Raw genomic sequence first — 17,803 nt, forward strand, 5'->3', positions numbered from 1 at the left:
ACCTTGAATTACATCCCCATCTTACTGGACGTGCACCATTTTTACTAACTCTATTAGTCCTTTAAAAATATCTTCTGAGACATGTGAGTAAACATTGATCCATTAAGCTTTATTTCACGTACTTGTCTCAGCTGTCTCAACTGTCTCAAGGGTTTTTCATTAATAGGATTATATATTTCATGCATCCCTCACAAAACAAAGAGGTTTTCTAAAAGTGGGTGAGTGAGTGAGACATGAGAAATTATTTTATGAGATCAAAAAAATCTTCCATTGATATTACTACAATAGGTTCTCTTGTGTTCATCTTCATAACCACACAAGGCATCAACTTATGGTTACCTTTAGCTGACTGTTTGTACCAGTCATAGATAGTTTTCATCTTGTTCTGGTTCTTACATTCGAACTGTACACCAACCAGCTTTTTAGCAACCTTAGACAACACAATATCAGGTCCATTTTGACCTGTAGCTGCTGTTAGAACATCCTTCTTTTTTAAATGCGGAAAACTTTTGAGAATTTTATCTCTAACCATATTCTGCAGCAGAGCTGATTTTCTTTTTTTACTAGTAGGTGTCATTAACAAACATCAAATCCTTTCCTAGTTTCATAAAGAATTCCAAGCTCTCTATCAGTCATGTCAGTAATAAGTTTACCTTCATGTTCTCGATGTTCCATTAGGTAAACTCGAGGTCTACTTCCGTTAGCGCATCTAAGTTGCACTGTCAGCTTACCATTAGGCCACTTGCAGCAATTATCTTTTAAATAAGATTCAACACTCTCGAGATTGAAATATAGATTTTTAAAATCTTGATGTTTTTTTAGAGCAAAGAAGGTTTTTTTAGTATTTAGAAAACCTTCATAAGACCAGTATTCATCAAGATCACCATTGTATTTTTTTGTCCATTCAGAGCAAAAAGGAAATGTTTTATCTGCAAAACACTCATCCATTACTTTGACGAAGTCATCTTTATTAGCATAGATAATATTCTCTTTAGCTTTGTTCATTGGTGCATCTTCAAAAAACATTTTTCTGTCGTAAGTGATGTCATTTAAAAGATGGTATTTAAACGCTGAAGGATCTTGAATAGCTTTAAGAATTGCATCTTTATCTTGCGCAAGACGCTGCACTATTTGCTCTTTTGGTTTATCAATATCAATGACAAATGTACGTCTGTCTTCTCCAGCAATATGCATTGGTTTATCTGAGTTAGAAAACATATAGAAGTTAGCTAAATTAGGTATATGGACAGGATCTTTAAATTTAGGATTTACCATTATTTCTGGCTCAGTAATTATGTCTTTTATTTTTTCAGATTTATCTTTCATTTTAGATGTGTTGTTCAGAGCAACTTCATTTAAAAAGATGGTTTGTGCGCCATCGATAATAGTAGAGTGACCATCTATTAACTGATCAAATTTTACATTGGTTCTAACATTAGCGGGGCCGAACATAGCTTGTACAAATAGTGCGAACAGACCTTTACCAACGCCATGAGCTTTTGAGTGCCAGATAGAGAACCATTGAGTTTTAAGTCCACCATAGCCAGTCTCTAAGTAGTGCTGGTGCTCACTTTCAGCATTTAAATTAAATGCCAGTTTTTGTTTCTCTATTTTCCAATTGTCTTCACCTAACAGGTAACAATAGTAGTCATCAAACTGCTGGTATTCACCTTTCACTGCTTTTAAATCAGGCTTTTGATAAATATTTAAATATTCACCTGGTTTAAATCCCTTGATTTCACCTGGTTCAATATAAACGACTCCTGGTGGTAGACCAGGATGGGTGAAGTAACTTTTAACTTTTGTTGTAGCTGAGTTTTTTAACAGCTCACCTGAAAAATCTTTGTATTCAGATTTATACCAGTCGTTCAGTTGTTCTTTTGAAAGAAATTGTTGATCACTAGTTTCATACCAACCCGTTCTGCTTAAAATATAAATGTGTGCAGCAACAAGTCCATCAGGAATGACGACAAGACCTTTTGCGTCTAAACAAGGTCTATGACCCGTCATTTCTTTTATCCATTTACTTTGACCATTGATAAAATATTTCTGGTCATATTTTTCACAGGTTTTTAAAACATGTTTTTCTTCTTTTAAGAAATCTCTTTCATTAAGCTTAGTAGCAAATTGCAGGTTCAGCTCTTCTAAAGATACGTCACATTCAAAATGTTTTTTATAGAGTGCAACATTGAATAATGCTTTTGATCTGCTTCCTACTTCTCCTTTACCCGTCATGCCCACTGCAGCGACTACAATTGGATGACTTCTGTATTTATACCTAAAGAAGAATTGCTGTAATGATAATGGATTTCCACCTGGTGAATAACAAACGTCATAATCAAATGAATAGGGTAGGAAGAACCATCTGCCGACTGCACCTTTTTCACTAGGAATTGTAGGTGCTGTTGAAACAGTATCTACTTTAATATTAAGTTTTTTGGCAACTTCTGCCTCTAAATTTTTAACGTATTCGTTAGCCTGTTCCACTGGCATTGGTTCATCAAAGAAATCTAAAACTCTCCATCTTTTACTAGGTGTTAAAAAACAAAAAAATCTAGTTCCAATTTTACTCCAAATTTCACCTGGAAATTTATCTACTGACAATGGAAGATCTATATCGATACCACCCCAGCTACACATCAAAGTCTCTTCATTAACAGGTGACAAACCTTTAAGTTGACCACTTAGGTGTGCTTCATAAGGAAAAGGTTGAGACTCTTCATGAGCATTCTTTTTTCCAGTTACTTTGTCGATATAATCTAAGGTGCCATGTTTATTTATTGCCCCTTTAAATATTTCTGAAAATTTTTTTACTTCTTCTAGATTAGGCATTACTTACGTCTCCTTTTACTTTTTAAATATTTGATGTAGTCATCTGTAGTTTTGAAATATCGCTTACCTTCACCTTTGATATACTTAACGATATACCTTCCGTTTCTTCGGTGATGGTTCATGTAATCACGATGATATTTTCTTCTTTTTTCTCTTCTTTCTAAGAGTTTTCTGTAGTCAGCTTTTTTTTCAGGTGTCCAAAATGCTTCAGTCATTGGCCTCCTTCTTTTTTTTGATAAGCTTCAATTTTTCAATTTTCTTGCCACTCTCCATCAGTGTCTGGTCAAACTCTATGGTGTAGTCTTGTATATATTTAAGCTTTTCTTTTTTAGTAAAGGTGATGACATCTGACTTAGTATCGATACCCATTTCATCAGCTGACCATGCAAAAGACATCATGGTGTCAAAGTCTCTTAGTTGCTTTTGGAATAATTTCTGATTTTTTTTGTAGACTGATAGGTTCTCCTGATACTCATTATACAGTCTGAGATATGCATCCGCATATTCCATAAGCATTTTAGCCAATAGCTCATTGTCTAAGTAGATTTGATTTATATGTTGCTGCTGTTTATTAAAATATTTTCTAAAAAATTTGGCTAATTTAGAATGTTCAATTTTAGCAGCTGGTTTTTTGTTCTGACTTACTGTCATTTATAGACTCCTTCGTTTTAGGATGAAGTGATCTATAAAAGAAAACCAGACTTTCTACTGTCTTCGATTGACTCAGATTTTCACCTGGTGCAATCTCTGCAGCAATCTCATTCAATTCAGAATAAGTTTTATTCTTCAAAGAAATACTATGAAAGTTGTACTTACAAGCCACTTACTTCTCCTTATTTTTTTTTGGATTAAACATTGCATTCATTCTTTCATGTCTTTCTATATTCTGAGCACCACCTAAAAGATAACTTATGCCACTATTTGCCAGTCTAAGTTTCTCTCTTTTGTTTTGCTCTTGAATTCGTTCAAAATTTTCTCTCTGTGATTTCTGTTCTGGTGTTTCTTTAAACATTTCTTTTAACTCTGCTAACTGATAGCTGACGTTAGGTTTTTCAAATGAGTTTGATTTAAATGTTGCAGTTGATGCGGCAACAGGTTTTTTTACAAAAGGTTTTGGTGTAGTAGGGGATGGTCTTTTAACACCTGGTCTTTCATTTAGTTGTCTTTTAATACTTTGAGTTTTATCATCATAAGTTTCCCAAATAGCATTGTGTTGACGAGCTTCATTTATATTTCCATAAACAATGTCTCTTTTATTATTTCTAAATACTGGTGAATTTGGTTTAGACAATGCTGGATCATAATGCACGATCATATCTGCTGGATTAATACCATCATAAATAACTGCATTTTTTATTAACTCTTTACCAAATGCATTTAGTGCACCTTCAGTTTTCTTTTTGTCAACTTTAGGTGTTACAACAGGTTCATCTTTTTCTTTACTCATGTTAATCCTTATCTTTACCTAGTGTCATCTTCAGCAGCATGTTTACAGTTTCTCTTTCAGCTGGACTTAAACTTTCCAAAGTTCGACCAGGCGTAAACTGACCAGCTAGATCTAATTTACGTATTGGCTTTTCACCTCTCATTTTTATTGCTTTAGCAAAATCAATGACTTTTCCTCCATCACTAAGCATCTGTCTAAGCTCATCTAAAGGTATAGTTTTTATAAATTCCTCTTCAGTTCCTTCAAAGCCACCTTCAACAGCTTCCTCATATCGCTGTTTCAAGTTTTGTCTTACAGATAGGAATAGTCCCTCAGGTGTTAAATCATCCAGTTTTGATGCTACTAGTTTTGATTCAGCTAGTTTATTTAATATTTTGGCAACTGATCCATCACTCTTAGCTTCCATCTTTTTATCTATTTGGTTTAATGTTTCCTTCATTAGTTTGTCTCCTTTTTTATTCGTTCCAAAAAGAATCTTTCAATTCCATAATCGAACAACTTGTGAAATTTACCATTGAGGACGATCCATTTGGTTTTGTCATCAGTCAATGGATTGTAGTCAACCAACTTTGGTTGCTTACGAAGTTCCTTACGGATCTTCTCTACAATTTTGTGATGGGTTGTTGGGAGAATAGCTTTAGGCATCCAACTCCTTTGTATAATACGAACATGCTGAATAGAACTTACAGTCCCAGCTATCTAAGATTAAATTATCTTTAATTGTTACTAGGTGACGTGGAACTCTTACAATACATGTCTTACCTTCAGAATTAAAATTCTCTAATCTTTTTAGACTGCCACCAAAGGTTCTTTGCGGCTTATGTTTTTTCCAGCCTAATCTTCTTAGATAAGTTTCATAAGTATCTTCTTGATTTGGTAAAAATCCAGTCTCTTTTGCGATATCACATAATGCATCAAACACTTGATCATAAGGTTGATCAGTTGCTAGTGCTATTGATCTAATTACACAATCACCTCTTTGTCTCTTAGATTTAAATCTACTTTCTTTTAAACCTCCGTCATTGTGTTTCCAAATATTTTTGGTTTTATTAAATATCATTTTTTCCATTATGCTATCTCTTCAAACCCTTCTGTTGCAGTAGATCCTTCGACCAGGTCAACAACTTGAATACCTTTTAATCGAAGAGTGCAGCCAACTCCAAGTGAAGCTGAATTGTAACTACTAGCATCAAACTTAACAGCCATTGTAGTACCAGACCAAACAGTTTTATCTTCACCTAGTGGTAACTTCTTCTTGTCAATAATTTTAGGTTTAAATTTAGATTTGAATTTGAACTCTATTTGATCATCTCCAATTTCTCTAAATGGTAATGGTGCTCTTTTAATTTTTTCAATACCAGGTTTTCTTTTGTGCTCATCTGCAACTTCTGCAGCAATACAACTTTTTATTTTTTTCACTAAAGGTTCAGCAGCATCTTTTGTAATTGTAACTTTAACATGGTACTGACCTTCACTACTAAAAGCTGTATCACCTTGACCTGTTACGTATGGATAGTTTGCGATACCTACAGGTGTTATTAGATCTTTTACGTTCATTAATTTACTCCTATTCTGTTTTCTGGTTTAGATATAAAGATTAACTCACCATCTTTTAATTGTGGTTTGTCTAGTCCGTTAATCTTAGGTAAAAAATAGTAGAGGTAAAATACGTTAGCGTTCCATATATAATTTCTAACACCAGGAATTTTAATTCGACCTGGCACTACACTATATTTCACACCTTCAATAAAAAATTCTCCAAACCCTTTTTCTTTTTCTTCTTTAATCCACCTTTCACAAGTTTTATATTGAATAGACAACTCAGAGCATAACTGCTTCATTGTCAGAAAAGGTTTTTTGAATTTTATAGGTATAGATTGTACACTTATCATATTTACTTACTTATTCGTTGATCTTAGTTCAACGTCTTCTAATATAGTTATTTAAAAAAAGACGTCAATCTTTTTCTATCGGAGTAGCTATCATTTTAAAAAAATAAAGAAAGGGAACATTCCCTGAACAGGTGTAAAGATTATCAACAAAATTGACTCAGTTTACCTGAGTTTATCTATAAGAGCTTGAGGTAGCTTTTGATTTGGTCTTCCGTAGTGTGTGAAATTCTTAGATATAAAGAATTTATCCTGTCTCTTATCAGAGATTAATTTAGTTAAATTATGTACTTCTTTTTCTGCATCAAAAGGGGGGTTTGGAAACTGTTCATAAGCTTTCTTATACTGACCTGAATTCACTAGATTAGTTACTGTATTAATTCTAGTAGTATTTGGATCTTTCATTCTCTGCCAGATATAAAGTTGGAACTTAATCATCTTCCAGACTGTCTTTTTATGACCAGCTTTATCAGTAGCAAACTCTCGTTTTATTACATTAAGTGCAACCTTCGGATCAATATCGTTTTCTTTTAGATATTTAATAAGTTCATCTATATCTTTCATAGATCGTCAGTATAGTTTGACGTAGTCAATGTCAACTGTATCGGGCCCCATTGGTTTCAGAAAATCAACTTTTTAAAAGAGGGGGAGGGGGAAAAACTGAAATTAGGGTACCTAATATAAGCTCTAAATACTAAGATTTGGATATAGATAAACCTTCAAAACTTGCTGAAGTGGAGAGGACTTGTAAAAAAAATATTTTTCAAAAAATTCTATTGATCCTATATTTTCCTATATACTATTATAGAAAGATTAAGTCAGATAGATGGAGTGGATAGAATTAATATTTTCGACAACAGCAGGTGTAATAATTTTTTTACCTATAGCCGCGCTAATAATATTTTTTTACAATAAAGTATTCTGGTTTGTTGGTGGACTTCTTGGAATAAAAAATCCTTTTTGGAGACTGAGAGGTGGGGGAATTGTTGTTTTAATAATTTACACAATAATCATATGGAAGATGGGTTTATTTTAAAATGTTTAAGTGGTTGAGAAATAAATTAATAAAAGGCTCAGAAGAAGAATTTGAAAAGGGATTAGATAGAAATACTAATTTTTTAGAATTTGCTAAATCATTCAATAATAATCCTAGAGAAGTTAATGAAATAATTTATTCGCTAGAAACAGAAAACATGAGATTATGGACATTTGGTTATAGTCAACACAATATGTCTAAACTATTGGATCTGGATATGGAGTGCAGGAGGGTATTTGCAAATATTTATGGTGGTAGCGATCTAAAATACAATAAAAAATTTGATCCAAAACCAGAGAACTCTAAAAAAAAGAAAACTGCTTCAAGCGAAATGGAAGAACTTGCAAATGATATACATAAAAAGTTTCATAAAGTTTGTGATATTTTAAAAAAAATAAAAAAGAAGACTACAACTTCACAATTAGTTGATCTTTTGAAAAAAAATAAAATTGAACTAGATGCAAGTTTTGCAAAGCAAAACGAAGGTGCTTTTGATTTTAAAAACCAGGTTGTATTAGAAATAGGAAACCATAAATGTTTACCAATTATTGAAGCTGAAGAATATCGTAATTCTGATTTTAAAAAATTTAAATTTATAGTTTCCTGTTCACAAGATTTGAAAGGACTAATGTTGATGTTTGACCATGAAAGTAAAAAGAAAAATATTTCTTTAGTTGATTTTAACAAAGCATTCAATTTATCAAAAACCATCACAAGTGAAATTGGTCCAAATGCTGAGGAATTGTATGATTTAATCGTAGCTAAAGGTAAATTTGATGACACAGATAAAAGAATTTAAACCAATCCTATGTTATGACACTAAGAGAAATATTTAATAAAGTTTTAGACTTTGATTTAACTCTAATAAGCGACCTACTATTTTATGGACTAATCATATTTGGGTTTTTTCTCTTTTATCCATATATAATTTTTATGGGTGTAAAGCATTTCTCAGAAAATTTTAAAAAATGGCCTATCTATAAAAAAATTGGAATGTCGTTAGCACTATTAATTATGATAGGATTGTGGCTGTTAGTTTTTGTTCTTCACTTTTTTTATTAATTCAATTTCCTGCAAACACCAAAACTTTGAATTCCATCATTATATGTTCTAGCCCACGTGCTTGTTTTTTTAAAAAAGATCATTTTAAAATCTTCAAAAGTAGCGGTATATCGATCTCCCTGATCTATGACTATAGCTGATCTCTCACCTTTAGCTTGATAATACATGATCATTTTATCTCTTGTGATTGCTAACATTGATTCAATTCCACTATCATGTTTACAAAAAAAAACATCTTCTTTAGATTTAAATTTAGGAATTTTAATTTCATTGGCAAAACTTTCATTTGTTAAAAACATACAAATAAACATTAAAAATATTATTTTCATTGGCTACTAGAATATATTGCATAACCTAAAGCTACAAGTTCTATGGCTATGATTACTTCAAGCATTTAAAAACCAAACAAACCTTTAATAAAATAATAAAATAATAGTACAGAAATAAACATAGCATTAATACCTAAAAAAATTTGAGATATTATTTTGATACTTCCATAAAAGCCTAAAAAAATATCCGCTAAAGAATACTTTTTATTTTTTATAAAAAAGTCCCAAAAACAAATTACAATTGAGAATATCAAGAAAATACTCCAAAACACCAAAAGTCCAGAGAGCAATGCTGCTTCAATGGCAAAAAAATCATTATTTGTGATAGATGAGGGTATACGGTTATAAATATATTCACCTCCATAAAAAACAACAAAGATTAAAATTGTTAGTGGTGCAGAAGCGACAGCCATTACAACATAAGTTACGATTATAAATAGTCCAAATAAAAGAATTGTCTTAAAAAAACTAATCAAAAAAAAATCAGAAGGATTTTTAAAAAGCCAATCTAAAATTTTAATCAATATTTTTCTCATTTTTCTTAATTATATTTTTTTTATTTATTTTATCACTTTTCTTTTTCAGTTTGTTAGGTCTATATTTTCTGGGTGAAAACACACCAGTAGTACCTAACAAATTCATTGGATCATAATCATCTGTAGCAAGTCTAGCGCTAATTATTTTTCCCATCAGAACCTCCCTCTTTTTTATTTTTTACAAGAGTTACATGAACCTCTTTAGTTGTGGATGGTTCTTTATCCTTTTCACACATTTCAATGAAACTTTCTCCAAACATTCCAATGTCTTCACCATTTTCTTTCTTAAGTTTAAGTAATTTATAGACTTCTAAGATTGTAGCCATATTGCCTCCTTTAGCGTTATTATTTTATGTCCGAAGCAAGTAGAGTTGTTTCTAAATCACGGACAAGATCATATTAATTGTTTATAATTAATATTCAATCAAAAGCATATTTTTATTAAAATTTTTTTTCAGCTTTTTTACAAAACCATCTAACTGTACGCCATGAGTTATCAGCATTTTTATTATTAAGATTTGCTGCACCTGAAAATCTGTCAATATTCCAACTTCTGGTATTTGATACAAAAAAAATATTTGCTTCTGATAAAACCAAATCATAAGTAATTTGGGTGTCGCCACCTATATATTCTTTTCCTAATTTAGTTTCATTATCAAAAGACAGCACTATTGTTGAGCCAGTTTCATGCCTACATGACAAAAAAGTTTCTTCAGCATAAACATTTCCACCAAACAATAAACTTAGAACCAGGATCGATAGAAGTTTTTTCATATTAATTACAGTATGTATAAACTGTCCCTTCTTCTAAAATTTCTAAAAGTTTATCGTTTTCCTGTATGCCAGAATACATTGATATTTTTGGATTTAAATTATTTGATTTAAGAAAATTTTGAGCTGCTGAAGATTTTATACCAAAATTAATTCCCTCCGTTTTATCTTTCGCTAAACCTGATACAGCAATTGCAACAAGACTACCATTTTCGTTTATAATTGGTCCCCCACTATTGCCTGGATTAATCGGTGCATCAATCTGCAATTCATTTGAATTATCTTCAAATCCTTTTAAAGAACTTACAATACCTGATGAAATTTTAAGATCGTCACTTAAGCCTTTGCCAAGTGGATAACCTGCAACGTAAATTTTGTTGAGTTTTTTTGCATCATCTTTTGAAAAATTTATAAATGATTTAGGTTTAATTTCTGCTTTCAGTAGAGCTAAATCCAAAGTTTTATCAGTTGCCAACAATCTTGTATTATAATCTTTGTCTTTATAAGTTATCTTAGATACCTCACAGCCATCTACTACATGGTTGTTGGTTAATAAATGACCTTTATTGGATACAAAAAATGCAGTTCCTGAAGATCCACCTGATGAACCTCCACTATCTTCATCTGTAGTACAAACTTTAAAAAACATTTGGAAGTCATCAAATAAATTTTTTTTTAAATTTGAAGTAACAGTAAGTTTTTCTAAATCAATTAAAATGCTTTGTTTTCCATCAGGATATATGTCTGATTGACCTTTTTTCTCAGCAATGATTTTATTGTCAAAAAAATCAACAATATTATATTTTTCAACTCTAGTTTTTTTAGTTAAATAAAAACTTCTATACATAGCTTTTGTGTATTCATTTTTAAGCCTATTAGGTTCTAGTCTTTTAAATCTTGAAATATATTCTTGTTTATATTTCCAATATTCATCTGAATAAGTATAAACATGGGTAACAATTGCGTTATTTGTATTGATGGAATAAAGATGCTTTTCTAAAAATGTTAATTTTTTATACCCATCATTAACTAATTCTTTTATATATTTTTCATTTCCAGCCAATTCTCCGCTAGATCTTTCATCGACTAACTTCCATTGACCATGTTGGTCTTTTTTAGGTTGGGCGTGAAATTTATAAAGAATAACATTCCGTTTATTGTAGTTTAGTGATTTCCAGTCAGCTTTTTTAAATTCAGGGAAATTATTTTGACCTGGGACACATCTATTCAATTCAATAATTGAGCTATTAGATACACCTCCAAAAATTAAAGTAAGCAACACAACAATTGATAAAAGTTTTTTCATTATCTAATTCTCACATGGATACGTGTCTTGCATTCCCCAAATATATAATAATGGTACTAACGCTTTATTAACGTCTTCACTAGTCTCACTTTTAATTCTATTAGCCTCTGTTTGAATCATTTCAACTGCATGTTCCATACTAAATTTAATATCATCTGGGGGACAATAGAGCTGTTCATTTTCAGGTTTATCAATATTCATATATCTAGAATGAGATAGGTTCCCGTTTATAATTCCTCTCAAATACCATTTGGCACTTGTTTCATCTGAAACTATTAATTCTTTAAACTCACCATAAGTCATGAAACTATAAGCATTAGTAGTTAATGAAATTAAAGCTAGAAACGTTAAAAATAATTTTTTCATGAACTAAAACTTTTTTTCTTCTTTTTTACAATTGAATGAATGAGTTCGAGAAATCAATTCTGAATTGTTTTTAAAAATCATACTTTCAACCAAAGAACCGCTGTATCTATTTAAATCTGTATTAACACTATAATCATCATCATTAAAAAACCATTTTATTTCTTTATCAGTCCACATAACTTGATTTTTTTCTAAAGGTGAGATGTCATCTATAAATAAAAATAACTCTTTTTTTTTAGAATTTATTCTTAACGTTTTATTTCTTGGCTTTGCAGGATCTGTATTATTATAAGCTTCTATTTTTCCTTCTCTCCAAATAATTTGGCCTTGGTCAAACTCGCAATTTAAAATTGTTTCCTCAGAATAACCACTCCCCCCAAACAACAAACTAAAAACTATAATTGATAGAAGTTTTTTCATTTATTCTTTTTTTTCTCCACTCTCCATAATATGAAGAATAATAATATTAAACCTGGCTGTAAAATTACAAATATAACTATGTTCGCAAGTTCATATCCCATACCTGTTACATTTCCTATAACCTCTAAGACATAAACACACCAATTGAAAAAATCATTAATTATCAAAATAATTTTTCCTTAATTTGACATTGAGATGTAGACGCTGAATAGCTAATTCCTGTATTTTTATATGTGGCGCTTGTTTTATCAAAAAATATTTTTTGTACTAACTTGCCAGTATTTCGATTTAAAGAATTTGTATTTGAAGCTCCTTGAATTATTGGATTTACAAAACTCCAATTTATTTCATTTTCAGACCAATATAATTTAAAATTTTTACCACTTCTTGATATTGGTTCAAATTTCTCAGAAGATCTATTATAGCTGAACACTGTTTCAAATTGACTATTGATCTTAAAAACGTTGTCCAAATCTATAGGTGAATTTAAATCTTGAGCAGAATAAACATTAGTTTCACCATTGGTAGTGACAATCTGATTTATTAATTTACATTCAAGGATAACATCTTCAGCAAAAGCACTCCCCCCAAACAACAAACAAAAAACCAGGATCGATAGAAGTTTTTTCATAGTTATACAATTTTTAAAATATATCACATTGATAATACCAAATTGCAGGACTTTTATCGTCTGGACCTTTAAATCCTTTTTCTACCATTTTACCATTTTTTTTATTAAAAATTGATTCAAAAATCCAACCCTCATCGTCTCGCCATATCAAAGTTATAGAATTATCTAATATTTTCGGATTTTCTTTTAATAAGTATTCAACACCATCAATAAAAAAATTGTTTTTTTTTAATTCATAAAAAAGTTTAGTATTTGATAATTTTTCAGTTTTTATCTCTTCTTGACATATAAAATTAAAATCATTTGCATAACCACTCCCACTCAACAACAAACTAAAAACCAGGATCGATAGAAGTTTTTTCATTTTATAGATCTTTGCCTCTTTGATTTAATCTTTTGTAATATTCTCTTTGTCTCAATCTTTTTTCCTCTAATTGTGATTTAGTTAAATTAGCATAAATTTTTTTATCATAAGCAGATTTTTCTTCCTTACTCATATTATCTCTAATTTGTTTAGTAGAAGCTCTATTTCGTAGTGTTTCTAGATCAATTTTCTTCGATTTAAATTCTTCAATACTTTGCTGAGTAGAATGTTTAAATATTTTTTCTAAATTAATTCTTTTACCTACCTGATAAAATTTTAGACCAGGTCTATCTGTTTCTTTTCTTGTTAATAATGCATTTTTTTTATTAGGATTAAGTTTTCCCTCTCCTCTAAAATCTTTTTTTGTCCAAGTTGGATGTTTATCAATTATTTTTTGAATTTCTTCATTACTTCTAAGCACCCATTGATTTGTTCCTTTAGGATTTCTATTATAATTATCAGCCATTCTCTTAGTTTATCTCCACATGTTCTAACTCTAAAGCTTCAGGATGAAGTTTATTATAATATTTTTTTCCAAATTTTATTGAGCTTACATGATCGTATTCAGGAGACTTAAATCTCTTCAGTATTTCTTCCCAAGTTTCATTTTTATATACTTTGGTCCAAATATCTTTTGTCATTTCATTAAGTTTTTCTTTAAGATGTTTAATGTCTAGTTTGTCTTTTTCACTATAGTTAAATTGATCTAATAAATATATTACATCATTTGCGGCAATACTTGTGACTGACTCGAAGTTTAATAATAAACAGATTTTCTCTTTTTTAAAAAGTAATACATAAGCAGTGTTCCAACAAAAATCATCATCAATTAAATTTTCAAATTTAAAAAGTACATCAAACTTTTTATTCATGTTTTCAAAAAACTCACCTGAGGAGATTAAGTCCTTTAAATATAACTCAAATAAACCATCTTGATCATTTACGTTATTATAATCCTTAATGCATGGAACAATGTAATCTTTAATAAAATGAGCCTGGACTTCAAAATCAAAATTTTTCAATAATTCTAAAAATTTTTGTGGATCAAAATTTTCATAAGTGTGGTCTATCTTTTTCATCTATAAATTAAAACCATACTTATAATTATTATATGTAAGTATAATCTTCATCGTCTTGTTTAATCTTATAATTTTTTAATTCTTTTTTAAATTCACCTTTTTGAAAATATCCTCTTAGTATTTTTCCATTAGCATATCTGAAAGTTCCTAATCCATGTATTTCATGATTTTTATACTCTCCAATGTATTTATCACCATTTTTAAATTCATACTCACCCCAACCATTCATTTGTCCATTGTCCCAAGTTCCAATGTAAGTACCTGATTTATGATTAACATATCTACCGTGGCTGTAATAATTTCCATTCTTCCAATAACCGTTATAAATATCACCATCTGGAAAATACATAATTAAGTATCCTTGAGGGACGTAAAAAATATCAGGATCATTTCCAATAAATGAAATCCACTCTGATGGATTTTTATCTTCTTTAAGAAATACTCTACAAGACCCTTTTATTTTCGCTCCATTTAAAAATTTAAGTTTTTTAGAATTGGTATTAAAAATACCTTCAAACGGTAAAGTATTTTTGTCTGAGAGTTTTTGCCAAGCAAAGGTTAATTCTGAATGTTTTTCCCATGCTTTATAGAATTCTGCTGTTCCTTTGCTCATCTACCAAATTTATAACACAAAGCTTTGCTAATATAAATTATGCTTAAAAAATTCTATTTTTTAACACTTATATCTATTTTAATTACTAACCTTAGTTATGCTGAAAATACAGATCGATCAAAAATGTTCGAGTCTTGTGCAGATGAATTGTTTGTAGCTCATTTTGGAAATCAACTAGAAGATTATCTTTCTCTTTCAGTTAAAACTAAAATTGACCAAAGCCAACCTTATGAATGGCTATTTGAAGATTGCGAAAAACAAGCTAACAAGAAACCTATTTCATTTAATTTAAAGAACTCTCTTTACCAAGAAGATCTAGACGCAATTACATCTGTAGTTTTTGAACGATGTGCAGATGAACGTTATGTACTTGAATTTGGTGATACTTATAGTCATTTTTTAGATTTAAAACTTCAAGATAAAATGAAACAACAAATTGAATATGAATGGTTTGTGGAAGCCTGTGAGGATGAATACAGAGCTTATCCTACTAAATTTAAATTGAAGTATTATTAACTTTAAATTCTTTCATAGTCTTTAACTCTCAATAACTTTACATTTTTACGATATTTTTTTCTATCAACTCTACCTTTTGCTTTAGCCCACCTATCAGCCCAAACTTGATAATCTCTATATCCAGATTTTTCAAAAGGTAGTTTAACAAATTCCTTGTCAGTAAGGTTCTGAATTTTACGAGAATTTTCATGAAATTCATGAGACTTAATTCTTTCTTTTGCTTCATTTATTGCATTAGCCCAGCCTGATTTTGATAAATAACTATTAGCATTTGGGACTTTATTTTTAGGATATTTGCTTTCTGGATATTTTTTTTTATGTTCGTTTATGTATTGTCTATAAGTTTGTTTAATAAATTTTTTATCTTTTGAAATTTGTTTTAAGTAATTTTTCCTTGCCTCATTAAATTTTTTTCTTTCTCTTTTTCTTTCTACTTCTGGTGTAATTCCTACCAATATCTTAGTTCCCTTAATTATATAATGAATAACTGCTGAAATTATAATAATTACTAAAATTACACCTCCCATTAGTAATGACGATAGAACTCCATCTTGAGGACCAGCACATCCACCTAACAAAAAACTAAAAATCAGGATCGACAGAAGTTTTTTCATCAATTTATTCTACGGTTACAAAGCAAAGTAACATCTTGAACTACTCTTTTTGTTATTTTTTTTTTCTCTAATTTTAATAATCTATCTACACAGTTTGATAATTGATCATTTTTTGAACTAAGAATGATCGCTATACTAATAATTAAAGATGCAAGTATTATTGCTATAGAAAACTGATAATCTTTCATAATCCAAGATTACAGAATTTTAAACAAAGAGTCTAATTGTGAAATATTAATTATGGACAGTTCATATAAGTGCCAGGATACCTCGAGCACATTTCTAATAATCTGTTTCTATTATTCATTCTTCTAATATCATTACGCATAGCCTGAAGTTCTTGTCGATTTTTCCTGAATTCATTTTTGATATCTTGCCTATATCTATTTAAAGCTATTTGTTCCTCTTGTAAGGCAACTAGGTTTGCTACTTGATATGAAGTAGATTGCATTTTTATGTTCCATGCCTGCTGTTGTTGCTCTACTTGATTAGAAATAACATCTGCCTGTCTATTAGCTTCTCCCCAATTAATTTCACCATTATCTAAGCTAGCAAAAAGTATTAACATTTGAGTAACACCTCGATCTACAATTGTTTTTAATTCCACAACTAAAGGTGATCTATAATTACCGTGTCTAGCTAAATCATAACAAATTTCATTAGAAAATATGTATTGGGATAATAAATTTCTCTCATTTGTTGAAATAAAACTTTGGTCTGAATAATGTTTGTAAGATTTAATATCAGGACTTTTTATTTTTAAAGGTGCATATTTAGGACTTCCACTTACTTTATCCATGCATTCAGAGGTTCTAGATAGTTTTGCATAATAATCATTTAATTCTTTTTGATCGATTCCTAGAGCTTTCGATGTAGTGTTAATTCGATTTGTTCTGTCTTGTTTTTCAATAGCTCCATCTAATGCTCCAGTTGCAATGCTTACACACGCACTATTATGAGCTAACAGGGTAAAACAAATTCCCCACATAATAATATTTTTGAAAATTTTAATCATCAATTCAAAACTCTTTTTACAGCAGCATCATACTCGTCTTTGGTTAATGCTCCAATATCAAACATTTCTTTTATTTGATCAATCTGATTTTGTTGTTGCTGAGTAATTGTTTTTTCTGTTTTAGGTTTTATGATTACATCTTCATTTACAGTTGTTTTTTGAACATCTTCTTTTTCTTTAATGTCATTCACTGGAATTTCATTTTTTACTTGAGCATATAGCTTCTTACTTAATTTTTTTGCTGGATGAGTTAATTCGGCTGCACTTTTAAATTTCCACATTAACTTTTTGTATAATTTTTCATTTTGTTTTTTGTAAATTATATAAATAGCTGCATCTCTACAGTCATCATTGCTACCATAATATTTGGTATAATTCTTATAATCTGAACTATGAGTGAACCAGATTTTATTTGTATATTGTCCTGTTCCTGTCCATACACAAAAATATTCATCCCCCTTGTTTCTTTTTTTATTTTGTGTTGAACTACTAGTATCTATTGAAGCAACTGCCTTATTAAAATTTATAAAGCCTAAATTATTCAAAACTCCTTTAATTTGATCGTCTGAAATATTTTGTTTAATTCCTTTATTGTCAGATTTTAAATATTCTACATTAACCATGACATTATAATTCCAATCATCTTTAGGAAATGAATAGTCTGCTTTGTTCCATCTTATAATTTTAGTTTGTTTTTTTCTTTGTGCAAAAATTAAACATTTTTGACCATAATCTTCCTTACACCATTTCAGAGCTTTACCCATTCCACCTTTGCAAAACTCGGCACCACAAATTGTATATAGAGAATTGTTACCATCAGGGGTTACCATGAAATAGTTTGCATATTCATTTCTTAGAAATTTTATAAAGTCATTTGTCACTTTTTCACTAAGTTGTATTTCCCCTTTTCCAATTTTTGCATAAGCACTCCCCCCAAACAATAAACTTAGAACCAGGATCGATAGAAGTTTTTTCAT

The 17,803-nt window shown here is 30.0% G+C and carries 31 protein-coding genes; 3 read left to right on the plus strand and 28 right to left on the minus strand.

Features of this window, described 5'->3' with window-relative positions:
* Positions 1-241: 241 nt before the first annotated feature.
* The 11 genes from ACTTAO_RS05090 to ACTTAO_RS05140 form a co-directional block, all read right to left on the minus strand.
* The gene (locus ACTTAO_RS05090; protein ID WP_440634293.1) at positions 242-577 is read right to left on the minus strand and encodes a hypothetical protein; all 336 of its coding nucleotides are present in this window, start codon (positions 575-577) and stop codon (positions 242-244) included.
* Positions 577-2,832, minus strand: a complete 2,256-nt coding sequence (locus tag ACTTAO_RS05095; protein ID WP_440634294.1) for a primase-helicase family protein — start codon at positions 2,830-2,832, stop codon at positions 577-579. The genes ACTTAO_RS05090 and ACTTAO_RS05095 overlap by 1 nt, the downstream gene beginning before the upstream one ends.
* Entirely contained in the window at positions 2,832-3,047 is a 216-nt protein-coding gene (locus ACTTAO_RS05100) for a hypothetical protein (RefSeq protein ID WP_440634295.1), read from the minus strand. The genes ACTTAO_RS05095 and ACTTAO_RS05100 overlap by 1 nt, the downstream gene beginning before the upstream one ends.
* The gene (locus ACTTAO_RS05105) at positions 3,040-3,483 is read right to left on the minus strand and encodes a hypothetical protein (protein WP_440691202.1); all 444 of its coding nucleotides are present in this window, start codon (positions 3,481-3,483) and stop codon (positions 3,040-3,042) included. Before ACTTAO_RS05105 ends, ACTTAO_RS05100 begins: the two co-directional genes overlap by 8 nt.
* Positions 3,449-3,655 (minus strand): hypothetical protein, encoded by a 207-nt coding sequence (locus ACTTAO_RS05110; protein WP_440691204.1) that lies wholly within the window; start codon positions 3,653-3,655, stop codon positions 3,449-3,451. Before ACTTAO_RS05110 ends, ACTTAO_RS05105 begins: the two co-directional genes overlap by 35 nt.
* On the minus strand, positions 3,656-4,279 hold the full coding sequence (locus ACTTAO_RS05115) for a hypothetical protein (RefSeq protein ID WP_440691205.1): 624 nt from the start codon (positions 4,277-4,279) through the stop codon (positions 3,656-3,658).
* Between the two features lies 1 nt (position 4,280).
* Positions 4,281-4,718: a hypothetical protein gene (locus ACTTAO_RS05120; protein WP_440634298.1), complete on the minus strand. Its 438-nt coding sequence runs from the start codon at positions 4,716-4,718 to the stop codon at positions 4,281-4,283.
* A 198-nt stretch (positions 4,719-4,916) separates the two neighbouring features.
* A complete protein-coding gene (locus ACTTAO_RS05125; RefSeq protein ID WP_440634299.1) occupies positions 4,917-5,348 on the minus strand; it encodes a hypothetical protein in 432 nt (143 codons plus the stop codon).
* The gene (locus ACTTAO_RS05130; protein WP_440691206.1) at positions 5,348-5,836 is read right to left on the minus strand and encodes an ssDNA-binding protein; all 489 of its coding nucleotides are present in this window, start codon (positions 5,834-5,836) and stop codon (positions 5,348-5,350) included. Before ACTTAO_RS05130 ends, ACTTAO_RS05125 begins: the two co-directional genes overlap by 1 nt.
* Entirely contained in the window at positions 5,836-6,120 is a 285-nt protein-coding gene (locus tag ACTTAO_RS05135; RefSeq protein WP_440634301.1) for a hypothetical protein, read from the minus strand. Before ACTTAO_RS05135 ends, ACTTAO_RS05130 begins: the two co-directional genes overlap by 1 nt.
* A gap of 213 nt (positions 6,121-6,333) precedes the next feature.
* On the minus strand, positions 6,334-6,732 hold the full coding sequence (locus ACTTAO_RS05140) for a hypothetical protein (protein WP_440634302.1): 399 nt from the start codon (positions 6,730-6,732) through the stop codon (positions 6,334-6,336).
* Positions 6,733-6,994: 262 nt separating this feature from the next.
* On the opposite strand from ACTTAO_RS05140, the gene ACTTAO_RS05145 reads away from it, so the two are divergent.
* Together ACTTAO_RS05145 and ACTTAO_RS05150 are read left to right on the plus strand one after the other, a co-directional pair.
* The gene (locus ACTTAO_RS05145; RefSeq protein ID WP_440634303.1) at positions 6,995-7,204 is read left to right on the plus strand and encodes a hypothetical protein; all 210 of its coding nucleotides are present in this window, start codon (positions 6,995-6,997) and stop codon (positions 7,202-7,204) included.
* A gap of 1 nt (position 7,205) precedes the next feature.
* Positions 7,206-8,003 carry a hypothetical protein gene (locus ACTTAO_RS05150; protein WP_440634304.1) on the plus strand — a complete coding sequence of 266 codons (798 nt, stop codon included), beginning with the start codon at positions 7,206-7,208 and terminating at the stop codon, positions 8,001-8,003.
* A 259-nt stretch (positions 8,004-8,262) separates the two neighbouring features.
* Here ACTTAO_RS05150 and ACTTAO_RS05155 read toward each other — a convergent pair whose 3' ends face one another.
* The 13 genes from ACTTAO_RS05155 to ACTTAO_RS05215 form a co-directional block, all read right to left on the minus strand.
* Positions 8,263-8,595: a hypothetical protein gene (locus ACTTAO_RS05155; protein ID WP_440634305.1), complete on the minus strand. Its 333-nt coding sequence runs from the start codon at positions 8,593-8,595 to the stop codon at positions 8,263-8,265.
* A 65-nt stretch (positions 8,596-8,660) separates the two neighbouring features.
* Positions 8,661-9,131: a hypothetical protein gene (locus ACTTAO_RS05160; RefSeq protein ID WP_440691207.1), complete on the minus strand. Its 471-nt coding sequence runs from the start codon at positions 9,129-9,131 to the stop codon at positions 8,661-8,663.
* On the minus strand, positions 9,112-9,285 hold the full coding sequence (locus ACTTAO_RS05165) for a hypothetical protein (RefSeq protein ID WP_440691209.1): 174 nt from the start codon (positions 9,283-9,285) through the stop codon (positions 9,112-9,114). The genes ACTTAO_RS05160 and ACTTAO_RS05165 overlap by 20 nt, the downstream gene beginning before the upstream one ends.
* Positions 9,269-9,457, minus strand: coding sequence for a hypothetical protein (locus ACTTAO_RS05170; RefSeq protein WP_440691211.1), 189 nt, complete (start codon positions 9,455-9,457; stop codon positions 9,269-9,271). The genes ACTTAO_RS05165 and ACTTAO_RS05170 overlap by 17 nt, the downstream gene beginning before the upstream one ends.
* Positions 9,458-9,572: 115 nt before the next feature.
* Positions 9,573-9,905 carry a hypothetical protein gene (locus tag ACTTAO_RS05175; RefSeq protein ID WP_440691212.1) on the minus strand — a complete coding sequence of 111 codons (333 nt, stop codon included), beginning with the start codon at positions 9,903-9,905 and terminating at the stop codon, positions 9,573-9,575.
* Between the two features lies 1 nt (position 9,906).
* Positions 9,907-11,208 carry a S1C family serine protease gene (locus ACTTAO_RS05180; protein ID WP_440691213.1) on the minus strand — a complete coding sequence of 434 codons (1,302 nt, stop codon included), beginning with the start codon at positions 11,206-11,208 and terminating at the stop codon, positions 9,907-9,909.
* A 3-nt stretch (positions 11,209-11,211) separates the two neighbouring features.
* Positions 11,212-11,574 carry a hypothetical protein gene (locus ACTTAO_RS05185; RefSeq protein ID WP_440691215.1) on the minus strand — a complete coding sequence of 121 codons (363 nt, stop codon included), beginning with the start codon at positions 11,572-11,574 and terminating at the stop codon, positions 11,212-11,214.
* 3 nt (positions 11,575-11,577) lie between these two features.
* On the minus strand, positions 11,578-11,994 hold the full coding sequence (locus tag ACTTAO_RS05190) for a hypothetical protein (protein WP_440691216.1): 417 nt from the start codon (positions 11,992-11,994) through the stop codon (positions 11,578-11,580).
* A 163-nt stretch (positions 11,995-12,157) separates the two neighbouring features.
* Positions 12,158-12,625 (minus strand): hypothetical protein, encoded by a 468-nt coding sequence (locus ACTTAO_RS05195; RefSeq protein ID WP_440691217.1) that lies wholly within the window; start codon positions 12,623-12,625, stop codon positions 12,158-12,160.
* A 13-nt stretch (positions 12,626-12,638) separates the two neighbouring features.
* A complete protein-coding gene (locus tag ACTTAO_RS05200; RefSeq protein WP_440678272.1) occupies positions 12,639-12,989 on the minus strand; it encodes a hypothetical protein in 351 nt (116 codons plus the stop codon).
* 1 nt (position 12,990) lies between these two features.
* A complete protein-coding gene (locus ACTTAO_RS05205) occupies positions 12,991-13,455 on the minus strand; it encodes a hypothetical protein (RefSeq protein ID WP_440691219.1) in 465 nt (154 codons plus the stop codon).
* A 4-nt stretch (positions 13,456-13,459) separates the two neighbouring features.
* Complete coding sequence (locus ACTTAO_RS05210; RefSeq protein WP_440691220.1) at positions 13,460-14,068, minus strand: hypothetical protein; 609 nt, start codon at positions 14,066-14,068, stop codon at positions 13,460-13,462.
* A 28-nt stretch (positions 14,069-14,096) separates the two neighbouring features.
* On the minus strand, positions 14,097-14,681 hold the full coding sequence (locus tag ACTTAO_RS05215) for a hypothetical protein (RefSeq protein ID WP_440691222.1): 585 nt from the start codon (positions 14,679-14,681) through the stop codon (positions 14,097-14,099).
* A 39-nt stretch (positions 14,682-14,720) separates the two neighbouring features.
* Here ACTTAO_RS05215 and ACTTAO_RS05220 point away from each other — a divergent pair, with 39 nt between their 5' ends.
* Positions 14,721-15,197, plus strand: a complete 477-nt coding sequence (locus tag ACTTAO_RS05220; RefSeq protein ID WP_440691223.1) for a hypothetical protein — start codon at positions 14,721-14,723, stop codon at positions 15,195-15,197.
* 2 nt (positions 15,198-15,199) lie between these two features.
* On the opposite strand, the gene ACTTAO_RS05225 is transcribed toward ACTTAO_RS05220, so the two are convergent.
* From ACTTAO_RS05225 to ACTTAO_RS05240, 4 genes are read right to left on the minus strand one after another with little or no spacing between them, the layout of a single operon-like run.
* Complete coding sequence (locus tag ACTTAO_RS05225) at positions 15,200-15,811, minus strand: hypothetical protein (RefSeq protein WP_440691224.1); 612 nt, start codon at positions 15,809-15,811, stop codon at positions 15,200-15,202.
* Positions 15,811-15,999, minus strand: a complete 189-nt coding sequence (locus ACTTAO_RS05230; protein ID WP_440651363.1) for a hypothetical protein — start codon at positions 15,997-15,999, stop codon at positions 15,811-15,813. The genes ACTTAO_RS05225 and ACTTAO_RS05230 overlap by 1 nt, the downstream gene beginning before the upstream one ends.
* Positions 16,000-16,049: 50 nt before the next feature.
* Positions 16,050-16,826 carry a hypothetical protein gene (locus ACTTAO_RS05235; protein ID WP_440691225.1) on the minus strand — a complete coding sequence of 259 codons (777 nt, stop codon included), beginning with the start codon at positions 16,824-16,826 and terminating at the stop codon, positions 16,050-16,052.
* Positions 16,826-17,803, minus strand: coding sequence for a hypothetical protein (locus ACTTAO_RS05240; RefSeq protein ID WP_440634313.1), 978 nt, complete (start codon positions 17,801-17,803; stop codon positions 16,826-16,828). Before ACTTAO_RS05240 ends, ACTTAO_RS05235 begins: the two co-directional genes overlap by 1 nt.

The organism is Candidatus Pelagibacter sp. HIMB1782 (assembly GCF_052047475.1).
Taxonomy (GTDB): domain Bacteria; phylum Pseudomonadota; class Alphaproteobacteria; order Pelagibacterales; family Pelagibacteraceae; genus Pelagibacter.